This is a genomic window from Nocardiopsis sinuspersici (genome assembly GCF_001998325.1).
Lineage (GTDB): Bacteria > Actinomycetota > Actinomycetes > Streptosporangiales > Streptosporangiaceae > Nocardiopsis > Nocardiopsis sinuspersici.
On sequence record NZ_MCOK01000001.1, the window covers coordinates 1,320,721 to 1,341,239 of the forward strand.

At 70.5% G+C, this 20,519-nt stretch carries 16 protein-coding genes; 9 read left to right on the forward strand and 7 right to left on the reverse strand.

Features of this window, described 5'->3' with window-relative positions:
- Positions 1-24 precede the first annotated feature (24 nt).
- Positions 25-870 carry a helix-turn-helix transcriptional regulator gene (locus NOSIN_RS05515; RefSeq protein WP_077689697.1) on the reverse strand — a complete coding sequence of 282 codons (846 nt, stop codon included), beginning with the start codon at positions 868-870 and terminating at the stop codon, positions 25-27.
- A 399-nt stretch (positions 871-1,269) separates the two neighbouring features.
- Between NOSIN_RS05515 and NOSIN_RS05520 the strand changes: the two genes are divergently transcribed.
- On the forward strand, positions 1,270-2,100 hold the full coding sequence (locus NOSIN_RS05520; protein WP_077693427.1) for a methyltransferase: 831 nt from the start codon (positions 1,270-1,272) through the stop codon (positions 2,098-2,100).
- 6 nt (positions 2,101-2,106) lie between these two features.
- On the opposite strand, the gene NOSIN_RS05525 is transcribed toward NOSIN_RS05520, so the two are convergent.
- Positions 2,107-3,330, reverse strand: coding sequence for a macrolide family glycosyltransferase (locus tag NOSIN_RS05525; protein ID WP_077689698.1), 1,224 nt, complete (start codon positions 3,328-3,330; stop codon positions 2,107-2,109).
- Positions 3,331-3,370: 40 nt separating this feature from the next.
- Positions 3,371-4,372 (reverse strand): aldo/keto reductase, encoded by a 1,002-nt coding sequence (locus NOSIN_RS05530; protein ID WP_077689699.1) that lies wholly within the window; start codon positions 4,370-4,372, stop codon positions 3,371-3,373.
- A gap of 193 nt (positions 4,373-4,565) precedes the next feature.
- On the opposite strand from NOSIN_RS05530, the gene NOSIN_RS05535 reads away from it, so the two are divergent.
- The 5 genes from NOSIN_RS05535 (at position 4,566) to NOSIN_RS05555 (ending at position 11,064) form a co-directional block, all read left to right on the forward strand.
- On the forward strand, positions 4,566-5,699 hold the full coding sequence (locus NOSIN_RS05535) for a DegT/DnrJ/EryC1/StrS family aminotransferase (RefSeq protein WP_077689700.1): 1,134 nt from the start codon (positions 4,566-4,568) through the stop codon (positions 5,697-5,699).
- Between the two features lie 51 nt (positions 5,700-5,750).
- Complete coding sequence (locus tag NOSIN_RS05540; RefSeq protein ID WP_077689701.1) at positions 5,751-6,884, forward strand: nucleotide disphospho-sugar-binding domain-containing protein; 1,134 nt, start codon at positions 5,751-5,753, stop codon at positions 6,882-6,884.
- Positions 6,885-6,970: 86 nt separating this feature from the next.
- On the forward strand, positions 6,971-8,281 hold the full coding sequence (locus tag NOSIN_RS05545; RefSeq protein ID WP_236743308.1) for a nucleotide sugar dehydrogenase: 1,311 nt from the start codon (positions 6,971-6,973) through the stop codon (positions 8,279-8,281).
- A complete protein-coding gene (locus NOSIN_RS05550; RefSeq protein WP_077689703.1) occupies positions 8,278-9,312 on the forward strand; it encodes an NAD-dependent epimerase/dehydratase family protein in 1,035 nt (344 codons plus the stop codon). Before NOSIN_RS05545 ends, NOSIN_RS05550 begins: the two co-directional genes overlap by 4 nt.
- Positions 9,313-11,064 carry an ABC transporter substrate-binding protein gene (locus NOSIN_RS05555; RefSeq protein WP_077689704.1) on the forward strand — a complete coding sequence of 584 codons (1,752 nt, stop codon included), beginning with the start codon at positions 9,313-9,315 and terminating at the stop codon, positions 11,062-11,064.
- A 160-nt stretch (positions 11,065-11,224) separates the two neighbouring features.
- Here NOSIN_RS05555 and NOSIN_RS05560 read toward each other — a convergent pair whose 3' ends face one another.
- The 4 genes from NOSIN_RS05560 to NOSIN_RS05575 form a co-directional block, all read right to left on the reverse strand.
- Entirely contained in the window at positions 11,225-12,946 is a 1,722-nt protein-coding gene (locus tag NOSIN_RS05560; protein ID WP_077689705.1) for an ABC transporter substrate-binding protein, read from the reverse strand.
- 18 nt (positions 12,947-12,964) lie between these two features.
- Positions 12,965-14,290, reverse strand: coding sequence for an aminotransferase class V-fold PLP-dependent enzyme (locus NOSIN_RS05565; RefSeq protein ID WP_077689706.1), 1,326 nt, complete (start codon positions 14,288-14,290; stop codon positions 12,965-12,967).
- Between the two features lie 91 nt (positions 14,291-14,381).
- Entirely contained in the window at positions 14,382-15,809 is a 1,428-nt protein-coding gene (locus tag NOSIN_RS05570; protein ID WP_077689707.1) for an NDP-hexose 2,3-dehydratase family protein, read from the reverse strand.
- Between the two features lie 147 nt (positions 15,810-15,956).
- Positions 15,957-16,961, reverse strand: a complete 1,005-nt coding sequence (locus tag NOSIN_RS05575; RefSeq protein ID WP_077689708.1) for a methyltransferase — start codon at positions 16,959-16,961, stop codon at positions 15,957-15,959.
- 180 nt (positions 16,962-17,141) lie between these two features.
- Between NOSIN_RS05575 and NOSIN_RS05580 the strand changes: the two genes are divergently transcribed.
- From NOSIN_RS05580 to NOSIN_RS05590, 3 genes are all read left to right on the forward strand, one after another.
- Positions 17,142-17,801, forward strand: coding sequence for an NHL repeat-containing protein (locus tag NOSIN_RS05580; RefSeq protein WP_077689709.1), 660 nt, complete (start codon positions 17,142-17,144; stop codon positions 17,799-17,801).
- On the forward strand, positions 17,798-19,066 hold the full coding sequence (locus NOSIN_RS05585; RefSeq protein WP_077689710.1) for an ATP-grasp domain-containing protein: 1,269 nt from the start codon (positions 17,798-17,800) through the stop codon (positions 19,064-19,066). The genes NOSIN_RS05580 and NOSIN_RS05585 overlap by 4 nt, the downstream gene beginning before the upstream one ends.
- Positions 19,067-19,266: 200 nt before the next feature.
- Complete coding sequence (locus NOSIN_RS05590; protein ID WP_216349806.1) at positions 19,267-20,457, forward strand: DUF6004 family protein; 1,191 nt, start codon at positions 19,267-19,269, stop codon at positions 20,455-20,457.
- Positions 20,458-20,519 lie beyond the last annotated feature (62 nt).

Sequence of the window (20,519 nt, forward strand, 5' to 3'; positions counted from 1 at the left end):
CGCCGCCCCGGAGTCCTCGCGCGCTCACCGCGTCCGCAGGGCGGTGGCGTGGTGGGCGTGGCCGTTCCGAGGGGGCGGTATCGGGCAGGAGCGGTTCGCGGGCTCGGTTCCGGCGAGGGTCACTGCCAGGGGAGGGTCGGTCGGCGCGAACCTGCGCATACCCAGCTGTGTCCAGGAGGCGCCGCCGCTGTGGACGGAGACCGGGGACGCGGAGGAACCGACGAACACGTTCTCGCATCCCTTGAAGGTTCCCGTCGTCGGCATGGCGATGGCGATCAGGGCCCAGCTTCCGGCGGGAACCCCGTTGAGGGTGAAGTAGGTGCTCGCGTCGGTGGAGAACGCGCGATGCACGGTGGGGGCCATTTGCGGGAGGAACCCCTGGTAGGCGCCGACGAGGACGTTCATACGGGGGGTGCGCGGGGGGAAGTCGACGATTCCGCTGAGCGTCCCGGTATGGTGGGCCCGGTTGTTCTGCTGTGACTCCGCCTGGTTCAGATCGCAGAGTGAGGGCATGCAGCAGAGCCTCTCGGAGACGGCCACGAGCAGGCGCCTGACCTCGGGATCACGGTACTGCCTTGGCTGCATGCCCACGGACCGGGTGAAACGGCTCGTGAATGTGCCCACGCTGTTGTAGCCGACGCTGTGGACGATGTCACAGATGTTCATGGTGGAGGCTATGAGGCGCTTCTTGGCTTCAAACATCCTGATGGCAGTGAGGAACTTTCCCGGAGATACGCCGGTGTCCTGGGAGAAGACCCGGGAAAAGTGGAAAGGGCTGATGAACACCTCGGACGCTATGTCCTCCAGGACGATCTGCTCGGGAAAACGTCTGTGCATCATCGCGATGGCACTGCGGACTGAATCGCGCACTTCCACTCCTGAGTGTCGACGCCGTGAGGCCCTGGGGCGGCCGGTTTCTTCGCACAGTGGGGGCTGTCGTTGCTGCACCGCTCTATCTTGGTATCAGCGGCCATGAGGAACTTCTCTATCTTTGCTCTTTGCCTGTCTCGCAGTTCTGATTTTTATGTTCGTCCGAAATCGAACATGCTTTCTATTTTGGTGCTTCCGAGGGGGGCATGTCGCCCTCTTGCAGGCATTATTTAGCCCCTTGCTCGCGTGTGAAACTGTGACGGAGGTGGATGGTGTTGCTGCTGTTGTTGTTTGCGATAAAGAATTACATAGTTTTACGAAAAGTTTATTAGGCGTTCCGGGGATGGGCGTGAAGTGGCTCCCGAGGTGCGGCCGCGCCGGCCGAGTAACATGGGCTCCATGTCCGACCAAGTGCGGCAGCGCGGGAGTGGGCGGCCCGAACGGAACCCGTTCGACGACGGGGTGCAAGGCTGGCTCCGGTGGAGGGAGACCCCCTGGGGCGGGTTGCGGTACCGGCTCGTGGAGCACACGCTCGCCATGGCCGCGGAGCGGCTCGGCCGCAGGTGCCGAGTCCTCGACGTCGGCGGCGGCGACGGGGGTGACGGCCTTCCCCTGGCCGCGCGCGGCCACGAGGTCACGGTCCTCGACAACTCCCCGGCCCTGTTGGCCCTGGCCGAGGAGAGGGCGGCCGCGGAGGGGTTGGAGCACGTCCTGAGGACGGTCCGCGCAGATCTCGATGACCTGGCCACAGGCGTCCCGGCCGCGGAGTTCGGTGCCGACTACGACATGGTGCTGTGCCACAATGTCGTGCAGTACACCCCCGACACCGCGGACACCGTGGGTGTGCTCGCCCGTGCCGTGCGCAAGGGCGGAACCATCTCCCTGCTGGCTCCCAACCCGGCTATGGACGTACTCGCCGCCGCGGTGCGCGGCGGCGATCCTGCCGGTGCCCTCGCCCTGCTCGACGCCGACGCGGTCCGTTCGCAGGCCTTTGGCCGCGATATGCGCAGGATAGAGCGGCAGGAGGCGGAAGCCGCCCTGGGCGAACACGGGTGCGTGGTCACCCACCGCTTCGGTGTTCGCTGCGTCATCGACCTCATGCCCGACGACGAGCGCAAGCACGACGAGCGATTCCTCGCCGAGCTCCAGCGCTTGGAACTGGCGCTTCGCGACCAGGAGGCGTTCCAGCGCACCGCGCGTTTTTGGCACGTGCTGGCGGCGCGCGGCTGACCCCGGTCAGCCGACGGTGCGCCGCTTCCCGGCGCGTCCTCCCCGGAATCCGGACAGGAACGCCTCCAGCTCGTCGGCGGCGTGCGCGGGGCCGCCCGCGTGGATCTCGTCGCGCAGAGCGCGCACCCTCTCCAGGACCCGACCGTCGCGGGCCGTCCGTTCCACCCGTGCGCGGATGTCCTCGGCCCCGGTCTCCTCCGGGGAGAGCACCGTCCCCAGCGCGAGTTCGTCCACCCGCCGGACCATGGGCAGGACGTCGGGCGAGTGCGGCACACAGACGACGGGACAGCCCCGGGAGAAGGCCTCCATGAGGGTCCCCGTTCCGCCGTGCGTCACACAGACCCGAGCGTGCTCCAGCACGGCCGCGTGCGGAAGCCAGGGGTGGACCTCGACGTTGGGCGGCAACGGGCCGACCTCCTGCGGTTCCATGAGGCCGCCCAGCGTGATGACGACGTGCCAGGGGGAGCCCTCGAATGACCGTGCGCACGCGCGGAAGAACTCCGGGCCCCGGTTGAAGGTCGTGCCCAGGGAAACGAGCACCACCGGGGGTCCGCCTTCGGGGGGGTGCCATCCGTCGGCGGGCGCGCGCCCGTCTGTACAGGGCCCGACGAAGGAGAACCTCTCGTCGAAGCCCTCGCCGTGGACTTGGAAGGACTGTGGCACGAACACCAGGTTGAAGTCCTCCACCCGGTTCCAGAAATCCTCCGTGGAGGCGCGGACGCCCTCCGCGGCCAGGAGCTCGGCCAGGCGGTCGCGGAAGCGGGGCATCGTCAGGGGGTCGTCGAACCCCGCGGAGTCGACCAGGTCGCGCGAGAACGAGTACCGCTCATCGGAGGCGAAGGCGGCGCTCGACCTGACGGCGGGCACCCCCCACCGTTCCGTCAGGATCCCGCCGGTGATGACGGGGAAGTCTCCGTAGACGACGGCATCCGGCCGTTCCGTGCCGTAGGCGTCCGTCACCCCCCTCAGCAGGGCGAGGTTCTCCTCCAGGTACAACAGGTGTGCCGCGGCGCCGTCCTCGTCGCGGGCGAAGACCTCGGCGGTGTCCACCGCGGCGACCGCTGAGGTGTAGGGCACCGGTTCGGCGCCCGCGGCCGTGAACCGCCCGGCGAACCCGGGGGTGCTGGTGTGGCTGACCCGGTGTCCGCGCCGCACCAACTCCGTGACCAATGGGAGGGACGGACGGACATGGCCGTGTTCGGCGACGTTGACAAACAGGATGTGGCTCATGGGGTCCTCGCTCTTCGCGCTGTCATGGGCGGGCCGGGGGTTATCCGAGCCAGGCGTCGGGGGCCGGACCGCCGCGCCCGACCGGGGGGAAGAGCGAGTCGAGCCGGGCCAGGACGGCGGTGTCGAGGGGCTCGGCGAGGGCACGCAGAGCGCCGTCCACGTGCGCGGGCGTGCGCGGGCCGATGACCACGGACGTCACGCCGGGCCGGGCCAGGGCCCAGGCCAGCCCCACTTCCGCGGGGTCGCGGTCCAGTTCCGCGCAGAGGCCCTCGAATTCCTCGACCGCGTTGCGGTGGATCGGCAGCGCGGAGTCGGCCCGGCCCTGGGCCGACTTGACCGCCGTCCCCTCGGCCCTCTTGCGCAGAACTCCGCTGAGCAGACCGCCATGCAGCGGTGACCAGACGAGGACGCCGATCCCGTAGGCCGACGCCGCGGGGACGGTCTCCAGCTCCGGGTGGCGGACGAGGAGGTTGTACAGGCACTGCTCCGAAGCCAGACCCGGGAACCCCCGCCGCCGTGCGGCCTCCTGGGCTGAGACCAGTCCCCACCCGCTGAAGTTGGACGCCCCTACATAGCGGATCTTGCCCTGCGCCGTCAGTGTCTCCATCGCCTGCCAGACCTCGTCCCACGGGACGCCCGGGTCCATCCGGTGCATCTGGTAGAGGTCGATCCAGTCGGTGCGCAGGCGGCGGAGCGAGGCGTCGCAGGCGGAGATGATGTGGCGGGCGGACAGGCCTTCGTCGTTCGGACCCGAGCCCACGGGATTGCCGACCTTGGTGGCCAGCACGACAGCGTCCCTACGGGAGGGGCTGTCGCCCAGCCACCGGCCGATCATCTCCTCGGTGAAGCCCTTGTGCACCCGCCAGCCGTACATGTCGGCGGTGTCGACGAAGTCGACTCCGTGGTCGAGGGCGTGGTCCAGCAGCGTCCTGGCCTCAGGCTCCTCGACCCTGCCGCCGAAGTTCACCGTGCCCAGGCAGAGACGGCTGACCCTCAGGCCGGTCCGGCCGAGACGGGTGTGCGGAGTGTTCTGGTGCGGCATCCCTGTCCTCCGGATCGGGCGTGTGGGCTGAGCAAAGCCAAGGTTCCATATCGCTGTATGATTTTCAAGCATCTCTACCGATGGCTCGGCTAGTCTTGCGGCTCTTGTGTAGCTAGCTTTAAAATAATATTTTGAAATGAGAGTCTGTCGAGAGGTACGGGCGACATGCGAGCGGCCGTGGAGGGGAGCCGGGATGATTCCGCTGTTCAAGGTCGCGATGTCGGAGGAGGCTCCCGACCGTGTCGCGGAGGTACTGCGCTGCGGCCAGCTCGAACACGGGCCGCGCGTGGAGGAGTTCGAGGCCGCCCTGTCCGAACGCCTGGGCAACCCCCTGGTCACCGCGGTCAACTGCGGGACCTCCGGACTCCACCTCGCCCTGAGCCTGGTCGCCGGACAGTACGGAGGCTCCGGCGGCGCGCACGAGGACACCGGTGAGGTCCTGGCCACGCCCTTGACCTTCGAGGGTACGAACTGGCCGATCCTCGCCCACGGCATGCGCATCCGCTGGGTCGACGTCGACCCGGAAACGCTGAACATGGACCTGGACGACCTGGAACGCAAGATCTCCCCCTCCACCAAGGCGATCATGGTCGTGCACTGGCTCGGCTACCCCGTGGACCTGGACCGGCTCCGCGGGATCGTGGACCGGGCCGAGCGGCGCCTGGGCTTCCGGCCGCCGGTGATCGAGGACTGCGCCCAGGCATGGGGGGCGACCTACCGCGGACTCCCCCTGGGCAACCACGGGAACACGTGCGTCTACAGCTTCCAGGCGATCAAACTCCTCACCTGCGGTGGTGGTGGGCTGGTGGTGCTCCCGGAGGAGGAGCTGCACCGTCGCGCCGTGCTCCGCCGGTGGTTCGGCATCGACCGCGCGGCCGACCGCGTCCACGGGGACTACGACGTCCCGGAGTGGGGATTCAGGTTCCCCATGAACGACACCGCGGCGGCGGTCGGCCTGGCCAACCTGGACATCGTCGACCCCCTCCTGGCCAGGCACAGGGAGAACGCCGCCCATTACGACAAGGAGCTCGCCGGCGTCCCCGGGGTGGAGCTCACCGAGCGGGCCGACGACCGTGAACCCTCCTTCTGGGCCTACCCCCTCAAGGTCGAGGACCGCGACGCGTTCACCCGCAAGCTGGCCGAGAGGGGGATCATGACCAGCCTGATCTCCCGCCGCAACGACGAACACACGTGTGTGGCCCCGTACCGGAGCGAACTCCCAGGCCTGGACCGGATCCAGGACCGGATCATCTACGTCCCTGTCGGCTGGTGGCTCACCGAAGAGGACCGGAGCCACATCGTGGACGTGATCAGGTCGGGCTGGTGAATCCCAGCCACTCCTCCAGCCCCCTCGTAAACGAGCAAAGGAAACGACCGTATGCGCGTTCTCTTCTCCTCCTCACCCGGCCTCGGACACTTCTTCCCCCTCGTCCAGCTGGCCTGGGCCTTCCGCGCGGAGGGGCACGAGGTGATCGTGGCCATCGCCGAGCACGCTGAGAGGGCGGCGGCCGCCGGGCTCGAGGTCGTCGACGTCGCACCCGACTACAGTGCTGTCGCCGTCTTCGAGCGGGTGGCCGCGGAGCATCCGGACTTCGCTGCCCGGATGGCCGAGCGGCCCGAGGCCGCCATCGAGGACTGGGCGATCCAGATCGCCGCGGTCAACCGGCCGATGGTCGAACGCACCATGGCGCTCGCCGACCAGTGGCGCCCCGACCTCGTGGTCTACGACCAGGGGGCGACGGTGGGCCTGCTCGCCGCCGCGCGCCGCGGCGTGCCGTCGGTCCAGCGCAACCAGAGCGCCTGGCGCACCGGCCGCATGCACGAGGCGGTCGGGGCGGAACTGTCGGACCTGTGCGAGAGGTACGGCGTGGAGGTGCCCCGGCCCGACATCACCGTGGAGTCGTTCCCTCCGAGCATGCTCAAGGGCGTGCCCGAGGAGGGCCGTCCCATGCGCTGGGTCCCCTACGGCGGAGGCGGTGTCCTCGGGGACCGGCTGCCACCGCCCCCCGAGCGCCCGCGAGTCGCGATCACCATGGGCACCATCGAGCTCCAGACCTTCGGCCTGAGCATGCTCGACCCCCTGATCGGCGCGGCCGCCGACGTGTCGGCCGACTTCGTGCTCGCCCTCGGTGACATCGACGTCACCCCTCTCGGGAGCCTGCCGCCCAACGTCTCCTCCGTGGGATGGACCCCGCTGCACACCCTCCTGCGCGACTGCACCGCGGTCGTCCACCACGGCGGTGGCGGCACCACGCTCACCGCCATCGACGCCGGGATCCCGCAGCTGCTCACCCCCGACCCCAGGGACCGCTTGCAGTACACCGCGTGCAACGCCGTGCGGGACCGGGGGATCGGTCTGGTCGGCGAGCCCGAGGAGGTACGGCCCGCCCTGCTCCGCCGACTCATCGACGACACCTCGCTGCGTACCGTGACGGCTGAGGTCTGTGACGAGGTCCGTTCCCTGCCGACGCCGGCGGCCGTCCAGCGCGGGATCGTCGAGTCCCTGTTCTAGACGGCGCGGTTGACCAGACGTAGGAGCGACACGGAAGGCAACCCATGCGGTTCTTGCCCGAACACCGTAGTCCGAGAGTGGCGGTCGTGGGGTTCGGCTACGTCGGGTGCTGCCTCGGCGTGGCCCTCGCCGAGAACGGGATCACCGTCGTCGGGATCGAGAACGACCCCGCGCTCGTCGCGAGACTGAGAGCGGGCCAGTGCCCCGTGCCCGAGCCGGGCGTCACCGAGGCGCTCGCCAGGCTCGCCGGATCGCCGGACCTGTCCTTCACCACCGACTACGACGGCCTCCTGGACGCCGACGTCGTGGTGATCACCGTCGGTACCCCCGTCGACGAGCACGGATCACTGATGACGGAGCAACTGGAACGGGTGTGCGAACAGGTCGCGCCCAGGCTCCGGCCGGGGCGGCTGGTCATCGTCAAGAGCACGGTGGTGCCCGGCACGACCAGGACCCTTGTGGCGCCCCTGCTGGAACATGGCGGCCTCACCCAGGAGAGGGACTTCGGCCTGGTCTGCTGCCCGGAACGGCTCGCCGAGGGCGAGGCCCTGGCCCAGATCGGCGAACTGCCGGTCGTGGTCGGAGGCAGCGGGCCGGAGGGTGTCGCCGCCGCGGCCCGGTTCTGGGAGCGGGTCCTGTCGGTGCCCACCCGGGTCCTGCCCAGCAGTGACGCCGCCGAGACAGTCAAGCTCGCCACCAACTGGTGGATCGACGCCAACGTGGCGATGGCCAACGAGCTGGCGCAATTTTGCGCTGCCTTCGACATCGACGTCACCGACGTCATCGGCGCCTCGAACTCGCTGCCCAAGGGCGCGGGCAACGTCAACATCCTCCAGCCCGGGATCGGTGTGGGCGGCGCGTGCCTGACGAAGGATCCGTGGATGGCCTGGCGCGCGGCGATGGATCGGGGCGTGCGCCTGCGGACGATCGACACGGCTCGCCGGGTCAACGACGGGATGCCCGCCTACACCGCCGAGATGATCCTGGAGGAGCTCGTCAAACTGGGCCGGGACCCGGCGGCGGCCGAGATCGCCGTACTGGGCGTCGCCTTCAAAGGCGGTACGGGCGATCTGCGCAACACTCCTGTGAAGGAGGTGGTGGGCCACCTGCGCGGCGCTGGCGCGCGGGTGCGGATGTACGACCCCCTGGTCGACCCGGACCGGATGCGCGCCGAAATGGGCGCGACGGTGGCCGACTCGCTGGATGACGCGGTACGCGGCACCGACGCGGTGGCCCTCCTCGCCGGGCACCCGCAGTTCCGCGACGTTCCCCCGGAACGGCTACGCGACCTGGTCCCGGCCCCCGCACTGGTCTTCGACGGGCGTTCCTACTTCACGGCGGAGGAGATCGCGAGGCTCCGCGAACTCGGGTTCCACTATCGGGGGGTGGGGCGATGAGCCGGCGCGCGACCCTGGTGACCGGCGGGTTCGGCTTCATCGGCGGCCACCTCGTCGAGAGGCTGGTCCGGAGAGGGGACGACGTGGTGGTGGTCGACCCGGCGCCCCCGCCGGCGGACCTGCGCGACGGACGGGCGGCCGTGCGCCACGTCGCGGCCGACGTACGTGACGAGGAATCCCTCAGAAGCGTCGACGTCCGGGGGATCGACGAGGTCTACCACCTCTCCTCCCTGGTCGGGGTGGACCAGTACCTGACGGATCCGCTCGACGTCATCGACACCTCGGTCCTGGGCACCCGCAACGTGCTCGATCTGGCCAGGAGGGCCGGCGCCAAGCTGGTCCTGGCCAGCACCAGCGAGGTCTACGGCAGGAATCCGGTCACCCCCTGGAAGGAGGACGACGACCGGGTGCTGGGCAGCACGTCCGCCGACCGGTGGTGCTACTCCTCCAGCAAGGCGGTGTCCGAACACCTCGCCCTGGCCTACGCGCGCCGGTTCGGGACGCGCCTGTCGATCGTCCGCTACTTCAACGTCTACGGCCCTCGCCAGCGCCCCGCCTACGTGGTCAGTAGGACGGTGCACCGCCTGCTGCGCGGGCAACGGCCGGTCCTCTACGACGGAGGGGCGCAGACCAGGTGCTTCACCTACGTCGACGACGCGGTGGAGGCCACGCTTTTGGCCGGGACGAGCCGGGCCGCAGACGGACACGTCCTCAACATCGGAAGCGACCGGGAGCTGACCATGGCCGAGGCCATCCGGACCGTCACAGCGGCGATGGGCAGCGACGCCGAGCCGCGCGTGCTCGACACCGCCGCCCGCGCCGGAGCGGCCTACGAGGACATCGGACGCCGGGTACCCGACGTGTCCAAGGCGCTGAGGATCCTGGACTGGCGGTGGAGCGTCCCCTTCGAGGAGGGGGTCGCGAGGACGGTCGCGTGGGCGTGTGACAGTCCTTGGTGGTCACAGGTGCCGGAGGGCGGGATCGTCCCGGGCCATGCCCCCGGCCCGGGTGAGGGAAGGGGAGGGGACTAGATGGACACGGCACCGGTCAGAGGCGGGACGCTGCGCTACTTCGGGCCGGGCGGTATGGACCACATGGACCCCGCCTGCGCCTACTACGCCTTCTCCCACCAGATCATCCGGCTGTTCGCCCGGCAGCTGTTCAGCTACCCCACAGCCCTGGACGAGTCCGCCCTCTCCCCGGCGCCCGACGTCGCGCGGGAGATGCCCACGACCGGGAACGGGGGTGTGAGCGCGGACGGGCGCACGTACACCATCCGCCTGCGCCCGGGGGTGCTCTGGGACACCGAACCGGCGCGGGAGGTGACGGCGGCCGACTTCGTGCGCGGCCTGAAGAGGCTCTGCAACCCCGTCGCGGGAGCGGGTGCCCTCACCTACTTCACCAGTACGATCGACGGTATGGCGGAGTTCGAGCGGGGATACCGCGAGGCGGTGGCCGGAACCCCCGCCACACCGGTCGCGCTCGCCCGTTACCAGGAGGAGCACGACATCCGGGGCCTGCGCGCGGTCGACGACAGGACTCTCGTCATCGAGCTCCGCCAGCCCGCGAACGACCTGGTCAACATCCTGGCGACGACCTTCGCCTCCGCCGCTCCCGCCGAGTACGACGCCTTCCTCCCCGACAGCCCCGAGTTCGTCGCCGGGATCCGCTCCAACGGTCCCTACCGCCTGACGGCCTACGAGAGGGGCGACTCCCTCGTGATGGAGCGCAACCCGGTCTGGAGACAGGAAACCGACCCCCTCCGGCACCAGTACGTCGACGGTATCGACGTACGCATGCGCAGGGTCTCCGACGACGAGGTGCGCCGGGCGGTCCAAGAGGGCGGCGCGGACCTCTCCTGGGGCGCCCCCGTGATCAACCCCGACCGCGTGGTGCCCGACGGCGACCGGCGTGTGGGGTACGCCATGAACCCCTACCTGGTCTTCAACATGCGCGGCCCGAACGCGGGAGGAGCCCTGCGCGACCTGCGGGTCCGCCGCGCCATCGCCCACGCGATCGACAAGGCGGCGATGGTCCGCCTGTTCGACGACATGGACCTGGGCACGGTGACCCAGACGGCGCACACCGCGATCCCCCCGGGCAACATCGGCCACCGCCCGCCCGCCCCCCGCCCCGTCCCCGGGGACCGGGGCTCCCCCGAGCGGGCCCGCGCGCTTCTCGCGGAGTCCGGGCGGGACCGCTTCACCCTGCGGCTCCTGTACCGGGAGGAGACCCCTCACCGGGACATCGGCGAACGCCTCGCGGCCGATCTCGCCAGAGTGGGCATCGACACCGAGCTCCGGATGATCCGCCACGCCGACGAGTACTACCGCATCCTCCAGGACCCGGCCCGGGCCGAGGCGGGGGAATGGGACCTGACCGCGGCCGCCTGGACACCGGACTGGTTCGGCAACAACGGCCGGACGTGCGTGCAGCCGCTCTTCCAGTCGCACTTCGCCGTGGGCACGGCCAACTACGGGGGCTACCGCGACGCGGAGGTGGACCGGCTGATAGAGGAGGCGCTCTCCGAGCCGTCCCCCGAGCGGGCCGAGGAACTCTGGCACCGTGTGGACCGCAAGGTCGTCGAGGACGCCGCCATCGTGCCGATCCTGGTGTGCGAGCCCACCATCCCGCACATCATGAGCGACCGCGTCCGCAACGCGATCCCGCTTCCGCACGTGGACCGGTGGTATGACGCGAGCCACATCTGGCTGGCCCGGCCCGACGGGGCGGAGCCACCGTCCGGCCGGGCCCCGCGCCCTGCGTCCCGGGTCCAGCGGTGACGCGGGCCGGGGTGCGCACACCTCGGCCCGGTTCCTGGAGGCAGGCGTTCGCGCCCGGACCCGGGCGCGAACGCCTGCCCCGCCCGTCCGCGTGGCGCGAGACGGCGGGAGGGGCCCTCGGGTCCCCGCGCCCCCGCCGACGAGCCAGCGGCTCAGGACACTAGCCCGGGTTCTCCAGTGACTCCTCCTCCGCGGCGAGCCGCAGTGTGGCCAGGTCGTAGGAGAAGCCGAGGCTGGGCATCGCGACGGCGTCCCGCACACGCGTCCCGCGCAGACGGGGCGCCCAAGGCGTCTGGAAGAGCAGCGGGAGGAACGGGACGTCGTCGAGCACGAGTTCCTCGACCTCCGACCAGGCCGCGTCGCGTCTCTCGGGGTCCTCCACGGAGCGCAGCGCCCGGTCCACGAGCTCGTCCACCTCGGGGGTCCCGTACCCGCCCGGGTTCGGGCCGCCTGGCACTCCACGCGAGCACAGGGGCTGGAGGAAGGCCCGGGCGTTCTCATGGAACCAGCTCGGGGACCAGGACAGGGCGGCCAGGTCCCAGCCCTGGGAACGGCCGGGGCCGGACCCCGCGAGTACGCGCCGCAGCGAGGAGGGACCGAGGCCGCGCAGGGTGACGGAGACGCCCGCCTTCTCCAGGTCGGCGGCGTACGAGTGCGCCATCGCCGTCTCGGTCTCCCCCGCCGGGTGGACCACGGTCAGCTCCAGTCCGCTGTCCGCCCCGGCCTCGGCCAGCAGGGCGCGGGCGGCAGCCGGGTCGCCGCCGGGGGCCGGGCCCGCGCCCGGCTCCCTCGCGGCGTCGTTGCCCGGGGGCACGATCGCGTCCGCCACCCGGACGGAGGTCCCCGCCCCCGAGGCGGCGGCGATCTCGGCGAGCGCCCTCCTGTCTATGGCGCGGTCCAGGGCCCGCCTCACCCTGACGTCGGACAGGGGGCCGTCCCCGGCCGCGTCCAGGTTGAACGCCAGGTAGGGGTCGAGCGAGTAACCGAGCCGGTGGCCGGGCTCCGGAGCGGGGAGCGGGTGGGACCCGGCCAGCTCGATGCCCCACGGAAGGTCGGCGTCACCGTTCAGGATGCTCTCGGTGATCCCGGCTGCTCCGGAGTGGTCCACGGTGACCTCCACCGCGTCCAGGTTCCGCGCCCGTACGGGGTCCGACTCCGGGTTCCAGACCGGGTTGGGCTCCAGGCGCAGGCGAGCGCCCGGTTCGTGTGCGGCCACACGGTAGGGGCCGTTGGAGCGCGTGTGCGCGGACAGTTCCCCGCTCCCGGGGACGAAGGCGTCGTACTCGACGGGCGCGGCCGCGGTGCACGGCAGGGCCAGGAGGTCGACCAGGTCGAGCGCGGGGCGAACGAGTTCGATCACGAGGGTCTCGTCGTCGAGGGCGAACACGCCGGGGATGTCGTGGGTGTTCTGGAAGTCGGCGAAGGCTTGGGCGTCGGAGGCTGGATCGGGGACCGCCGCGGCGTAGGCCGCGTCGAAGCCGGCCATGCCCCTGATGGTGCTGGTGAGGTGGCTGGTCGCCGCGGGACGCGCGACGGGTGCGCACAGTCGCTTCAGCCCGCGGACGACGTCGTGCGCGGTTACCGCGCGGGCCGGTTCGGTGTCCCAGAGGACCCCGGGGCGCAGGTGGACCACGTAGGAGGTGTGGCTCGCCCCCAGCCCCGCGTTGTAGGTGGAGGGCACCGCCGCGGCCAGGTCGGGCACCGGCTCGACGGCCTGCCACTGGTCGGGGTTCTCCACCGGGGCGTAGGTGAACAGCTGGCGCGTCCACAGGCGCCGGAGCTGGTCGGCGGGGGACTGCTGTGCGAGTGCCGCGTCCAGCGGTTCGAGGTCGGCGGGCCCCCGCAGGCGGAGCGTCCCACCGGAACGTGTGTCGTCGTTCATGTCCCTTGCCCTTCTCCCTCAGGAGAGCTCGCGCGCCAGCGCGGCCATGGTCGTGACGGCCCGGTCGATCTCGCCGTGGCTGTTGAACAGGTGCGTGCACAGGCGTGCGGCATAGTGCTGGTGGGGGGAGTGGGGGACGTCGAACTCCGTCCACCTGATCCAGATTCGGTGCTCCTGCTCCAGCCGGTCCACGAAGGTGGCGAACTTCTTGATGTTCCACGCGTCCTCGGGAGCGGGGAACGGGTTGAAGGCGATCAGCGGTGAGCGCAGACGGGGGTCGGAGGAGGGGGAGTAGAGGGCGTCCCAGCCGAAGTGCTCCACCAGCCTGTCCCGTGCGTACTCGCCCAGTTCCCGGACGCGGGCCTCGATACGGTCGCGGCCGATCTCGTCCCACAGCTCACAGGCCCTGGCCAGGGCGGCCCCCTTGGCGATGTTGGCGCTTCCCGCGCTCTGGAGGTAGTCGCCCATGTTGTAGCTCTCCACAGAGGTCGTCGTCCTCGGCGGCGGGGCGCCGATCATCGGGTACCACGTGGAGATGAGGGGCCAGAAGGTCGGCAGGGGCAGCGGGTTGTGCTCGGGATGCACCTTGTTGCGCACGTAGAGCAGTCCCGTCCCCAGGGGGCCGCACTGGAACTTCGACCCGGAACAGGAGACGAAGTCGGCGCCGTAGGCGCGCAGGTCGCAGTCGAGCATTCCGGGGATCAGGGCCCCGTCGATCACGGTGATGAGGCCGTGGCGGTGGGCCAACTCGCACAGCGCGCGGACCGGCATCATGGTGCCGGTGAAGAGGGTGATCGCGGCGAAGGCCAGCACCTTGGTCCGGGGGGTGATCTGCTCCTCGAACAGCCTGACGATCTCCTCGGCGCGCACGTCAGGGCCCGAGGGCGGTGTGACCATGCGGATCGTCAACCCGTGCCGGTTCCGCACCAGGTTGAAGTTGGACAGGACCGAATAGCACTCGTGGCTGGTGGTGACGACCTCGTCCCCGCTCTTCAGGTCCAGCCCCTGGATGACCCTGGCGACCCCCTCCGTGGCGTTGTGGCAGATGACCATCTCGTCCTCGTCCACGCCGAAGGCGCGGCCGATGTTCGCCCGGTGCTCGGTGTACATGGCGGGCGGATAGACGTTCATCAGGCCCCCGGTCCACTCCCGGGTCACCCGGTCGTTGACCTCCAGGACCTCGTACGGCATCGCCCCGACGGTTCCGGTGTTGAGGTGGATGCTGTCGCGGTCGAGTGCGAACAGGTCGCGGATCTCGTCCCAGGACGCCGTTCGGAGCCCTCCGCCGGACGGCTGCGTGCCGGGGGTCGGAACCGTCCGGGACAGTTGTGTGCGGGAAACCAAGGTCTCTCCCTCTGCGGTCGGGAGCACGGCGGGTACCGGCCCGGCGTGCGGCGTGTGGTGCTGTTCCCGGAGCCGTGCGGAGTCCCCGGCCTCAGCCGCGCGGACGCAGCGAACTGAGGGCGAGGAGCAGGCTCCGGGCCTCGATGTTGACGTGGTGGCTGCGGCGGAGGAGTTCGGTGAGCTGCCGCGCGGTCATCCAGGCGTACCCCGGTGGGAGGTCCTCGGGCAGGGGCGTGCGGGGCTCCACGATCAGGTGCCGTGTGGTCGCGTGGTGGAAGCGCCCGCCCTCCTCGGACTGCTCGACGTCGTAGTGCACACGTGTCCTGGCGGAGTCCAGGACCAGGTCGAGGAAGGCGGGGCGCCGGTCGGGAGGCAGTACCTCCAGGTTGGCGGGATCGCACTGGACTGTCGGGCCGACCTCGACCGAGTCCAGATAGCCGGGCCTGAGGTCAGCGCGTGTGAGCACGTGCAACGTGCCCGCGACCGGCTGGACGAGGAACGCCGTCAGCCCGGTTCCCCGTGGGGCCAGCAGCGGTTGGCTCCAACTCGCCACCTCCCTGGTGGTGGCCTCCACGTCCACTCCCAGGATCGAGAAGAACCGGCCCGACTCGTGACGGATCTCCTCGTCGGTGCGCTCCCACCCCGTCACCTCGTCGAGGGGGATCGGACGCGCGCTCAGGGCCCGGCCGCTCTTTTGGCCGGTGACCCACGCTCTGATCCCGGCCAGGGAGCTGAGGGAATCCTGTTCGGTGGCTCCGAAGGAGCGCTCCACCTCCTCCGCGAAGCCGGTGTTCTCGCGGGGTGACCCGCCGGGGGCGGCGGAGAAGGGCAGGCAGGACAGCACCGTGCGGGTGTCCATGTTCACCAGGTGGGGGTGGTGCAGGGCGTCGAGGATGTCCCCCAGCGTCAGCCAGGCGAAGTCAGCGCCCTCGGGGACCTCCGCGGCCGTCTCCACCACGACGTTGCGGTTGCGCTTACCGAGGAACCAGGACCCCTGTTCGGATTGGAGCACGTCCACGAGCACCTCGGCCCGCCCGGGTTCGGTGAAGTACTCCAGGTGGCGCGGCCGTGCGCCCCGGTGCGTGCGCAGGTAGTTGCTGGAGGTGGCCTGTACGGTCGGGGAGAGCTGGACCGTGGTGATGTTGCCGGGTTCCATCTTGGCCTGCATGAGGAAGCGCAGGATCCCGTCCACCTCCTTGGCCAGAACCCCGAGGATCGCGATGTCGGCCTGGTGGATGATCGGCTGACGCCAGTGCGGCGGGGATCCGCCGTCGGTTCGCACGTCCAGGCCCCGGACACCGAAGTACCTGCCGCTGCTGTGCACGAGGTCGCCCGAACCCGGAGTGAACCCCCAGCCCCGGAGCCGGTCGAAGGGGACGCGCTCGACCCGGAAGGAGCCGCTGTCGCGCCGGGCCTCCAACCAGTCGGCGACACCCTTCCGGGGGAGGGTGCGGGACCGTGCCGACGCCGCCAACCGCTCGGGCAGCCCGGTCTCCCTCACCTCGGTGTCGGTCCGCACACGCTCTCCCGTTGGGTCGGCTGTCTCCAGGCCCGGCGGACGGAGTCAGCAGCGATCACTTCGGCACAATCCACTTAAAATACATATACCTTCATCTTGATGGCGAGCGCAAGGGAGAGGACTGGAGCGACCCGGGCGGAACGGGTCTCAGGCGATCACCCCCTCCGCGACGGACATGACGGACGAGGTGCCCATGACCCTGGACAGGCGCAGCCCCGCCTCCGTGAAGAGCGGTTCCAGCTCGGCCGCGCTGCGCTCCCGTCCGGTCAGGGCGGCCAGCATCATGAGGTCCATCGCTTTGCCCTGATGCTCAGTGCCGTCCTGGGGGACGATCGCGTCCACGACCAGGACGCGCCCCCCGGGCCTCAACGCCCTGCGGCAGTTCTCCAGGATGCGCACGCTCTGTTCGTCGTCCCAGTTGTGCAGGATGCGCTTGAGCAGATGGACGTCGGCGGGCGGTACCTCGGTGAAGAAGTCCCCCTCCGCCGTCCGCCACCGCCCGCGCAGGTCCTCGGCGGCCTCCAAGCGGCCCGTGTCGACGGCGCCCGGCCGGTCGAAGAGGACGCCGCTCAGTCCGGGGTGCTCACGCAGGGCGCTGGCCAGGAGGCTGCCGTTGCGTCCGCCCAGGTCGGCGACGACGCCGTGCGCGGGAAGTTCGCACCCGCGGACCACCAGGGCGTTCTCCGCGTCGGACACCGTGGCCATGCCCTCGTAGTACAGCCCGTCCAGGGCCGGGTCGGAGTCGAGGTACTCGGGCAGGGTGCGTCCGAAGAACCGCGCGAACTCGGGCCGGGCGTCCCGCACGCTCTCGGGGAGGCGGTGCGTCATCGTCCAGAACATCGTGTCGGTGAACATCAGGACGCCGGGGGAGGCCGGGGCCGTGGAGTCGCCGCGCAGCGCGCGCCCCCGGTCCCCCAGAGAGAAGCGGTCCCCGGGGTGCTCGTCGAACACTCCCCGGGAGGCGAGGAGCCGCAGGACGCGCCGCAGGGCGTCGGGGCGGGCCCCGGTCGCCTCCGCGAGTGGCCCGAGGTCCGCCGGGGTGTCGTCGAGGTGGTCGGCGACACCCAGCGCCGCCGCTGTTCGCAGCGCTGCGGAGTAGGTGTAGGCCATCGCCTCTTCGTAGAGGAAGAGCGCGGATGTGTGGTCGTCCATGGTCCTTCTCCCGTCATGTGGGTGGTTGCCCCGGTGCACGGTTGACTTCGGTGATGCACTTAATGACTATACTTATATGAAGTTCTCTTCTTCTGGTTCGTTCGCCGACGAACGGCACCCGGAACTCCCCTCCCTCCCGGCGCCGCGGCCAGGAGACCGAACACGAACGGAGCGGACGCCATGACGCCACAGCTCACAGACGACGGGTCGGTGGTCTCCTCACTGCCCTCACCGGGCACCTATCTCTGCGGTCTGACCTGGGACGGTGAACGGTTCTGGCACTCGGACCAGCGGGCCGGTGAGCTCTACGCCCTCGACCCTGACGGCGGCGGGGTCCTGGAGCGGTACGCCTGCCCCGGCGCCCGCGCGGACCTCGCCCACTTCGACGGCCTGCTCTCACAGGTGGGGGAGCGCCCCAAGCGGTTGCTGCTGATCGACCCGGACACGGGCGAGATCGAGGGCCGCAAGGCCGTCCGTCCCTCCAACGGGCGCCTGTGCGGTACCGAGGCGGGACCGGAGGGGCTGTGGATGTGCCTGCGCAGGCCCCCCGTCGTGCAGTTGCGGGACATCGCCACCATGACGGTCCAGCGCGAGTTCCCGGTCGAGGGCAACCCCTCCGGCCTCACCTACGCGCGGGGGATCGTCTTCTACAGCGACTACGAGGAGGAGGTCATCCGGGGGTACGACGTACGCACCGAGCGGAAGGTCTTCAGCGCCCCCGCCGAGGGCAACCCCACCGGGATGGCGTGGGACGGACGGCTGCTCTGGTACTGCGACTTCCCGGGCCGGGCCTTCCGCGCGATCCTCCCGGAGGTCCTGCGCGACGGGAGCGGGACGTGAGCGGCGCCGCCGAACGGCCGGAGGGCCGTCCGGTCCTCCTCCTCGTGGGCGTCGTCTTCGAGCACTACCGGGGCTACCTGCTGCGCAGCGTCGCGGAGGTGGCCGACGTGTGGCTGCTCGCCGAGAACGAGACCACCTGGGAGGACGAGCACCTCCTCGGGCATACCGTGGTCGACACCTCCGACCCCGAGGCCCTGCTCGCCGCCGCCCTCGACGTGGCCGCGCGCCGTCCGGTCCGGGGGGTGCTGTGCTGGGACGAGCTGAAGATGGAGAACAGCGCGCGCGTCGCGGCCGAACTCGGACTCCCCGGGGCGTCACCGGACGTGATCGACAGGTGCCGGGACAAGCACAGGACCCGGACCGCCCTCGCCGCGGCGGGCGTGCCCCAACCGTCTTCCGTCCTGGTCCTCTCGGCGGAGCACGCGGTGCGCGAGGCGACGCGGATCGGCTTCCCCGTCGTGGTCAAGCCCCGGGCACTCGGGGCGAGCCTGGGGGTGGTCCGGGCCGGCTCCGCGAGGGAGGTGGAGTCGGCGTACGCCCACGCGCGTGCCGCCCACGTCCCCATCGCCCGGTACTACGACGCGGGCGTACTCGTGGAGCAGTGCGTCGAGGGGCCGGAGATCAGCGTCGACTCGGCCTGCGGGGACGGGCACCTCCATCCCTTGTTCGTCGCGCGCAAACAGAGCGGTTTCGCCCCGTACTTCGAGGAGATCGGGCACGTGGTGGACGGGTCCGACCCCCTGCTCTCGGACCCCCGGCTGCTCGACACGCTGCTGCGCGCCCACCGGGCCCTGGGTTTCACCGTCGGGATGACCCACACCGAACTGCGCCTGGGGCCCGGCGGATGGCAGGTGATCGAGGTCAACTGCCGCTTGGGCGGTGACCTGATCCCCCTGCTGGGCAGGGCCGCCACCGGAATCGACGCGGCGAAGGTCGCGGCGTCGATCGCTCTCGGGCGAAGGCCGGCCCCGGCCGTCACCCGCCGCAGGGTCGCCGGGGTGCGCTTCCTCTACCCCGATCGTGCGCTCACGGTGGACCGGGTGGAGATCAACCGGTCCGCGCTGCCCGCGTCGGTGGTGACGGCCACCGCGACGGCCGAGTGCGGGGACCGGGTGGCGCCGCCGCCCGAGGGACACGTCTGGGGGCGCTACGGACTGGCCGTCGTGGTGGAGGACTCCGGGCGCGCCTGTCTCGACGCGCTCCGGGCGGCGGGGCCGGCCTTCGAACTGCACGTCAGGAAGGAGGCGCCGGACCGGGTCGGCTGAGGCGACCCCCTTCCGCTCCACGGGCGGCCACCGCGGTGGCCGCCCGTTTCGGGCTGTCCGGGGGACGACCTCACCTCGGAGTGAGAACTGTCTTCCGTGGCTCTCATAGCATTGACGGTGACTTTAAAAAAATATAGCTTCTGAATCGATGCTCCCTGCCGCTCATCGGCGGCGCATCGAGTTGGAGGTCCTCAATGGCCATGGAAAACTACGAATCGCTGGATCTGGCGCCCAAGCCGATCCGCCCGCACATCCTGGCCGCCGCGACCATCGTCTACGGCGATGACTACTACGGCGGCAAGCGGGAGACCATCAATCTCTCCGGCTTCGTCCAGATGAACAAGTGGCCGATGCCGGGCTTCGAGCACCGCGTGGACGCCAAGGGACACGCCGAGTTCGACACGGAGCTGATCAGCGCTCCCGAGGTGGGGATCAAGGGGTTCAGCTACGAGTTGAACGACCGGATCCAGATCCTGTCCAACCCCCTGCTGCCCAACACGGGGCACGTGCGGCAGATCGCGCCGGGCACCAACTTCCCGGCCGAGTTCCACATCCGCCGTTTCGGCATCCTGGAGACCAGCAGCATGCGGCTGGTGCACCGCAACGTCATCGACATCTACGGGGTCGTCGACTCGGTCCCGCCCTTCCAGAAGCCCCTGGGACGCCCCTACCTGGGCTACCCGCGCGGTGACCAGCAGATGGAGCTCGTGCAGTCCCCGGGCGTCGTCCGCGGCACCACGCTCCCCGAGGCCTGGTACCCGTCGACCGACGACAACCAGCCGATCGGCACCACCCCCTCGGTGTTCTTCGCCGACAGCCCCGCGGCCTGCATGTCCATGCTGGTCGACCCCTCGATGATCATGCAGGTCTCGATGGAGGGCCAGCTGCAGCTGGAGGTCAACGGGCGGACCGTCACCGTCGAGGTGACCGGCGACCACAAGCTGGCCGCTGGTGCGGAGATCCTGCTCTTCGGTCCCGAGAAGCACGGCGAGGGCCGCGGGGTCCTCGCCCAGCTCGCCAGGACCTCGCTGGTGGGCCACTGCGAGGAGCTCGGCGGCAGGGTCATGCTGAGGGCCAGCTGGCCCCGGCCGTCCGGGGGCACCCTGGGCGAGGGCACCGAGGAGAGCCTCAGCAGCGTCCGCTACCCCGGCGACCTGCACATCGACGCGGAGTTCGAGGTCGTCACGCCGCACGGTGTGCTGTACGCGGCGAACCCGGTCCACGTCTCCGGACGTCTGTCGGACCTGGACCCGGAGGGCACGGAGCTGACCATGGTCGGCTCCGACGCCGCCCTCCTGACCACTGGAGACGAGGCCAAGGCCCGCCTGTCCGGGCTCCGGCTCGTCATGCGGGAGGCGATCGTCGGCGAGCACGCCGCCGTCAACGTCTGACCCGATCCCACATCCCCTCCCGTACGCCTCGGCGTGCGGGAGGGCCCGCTTACAGGAGGCGC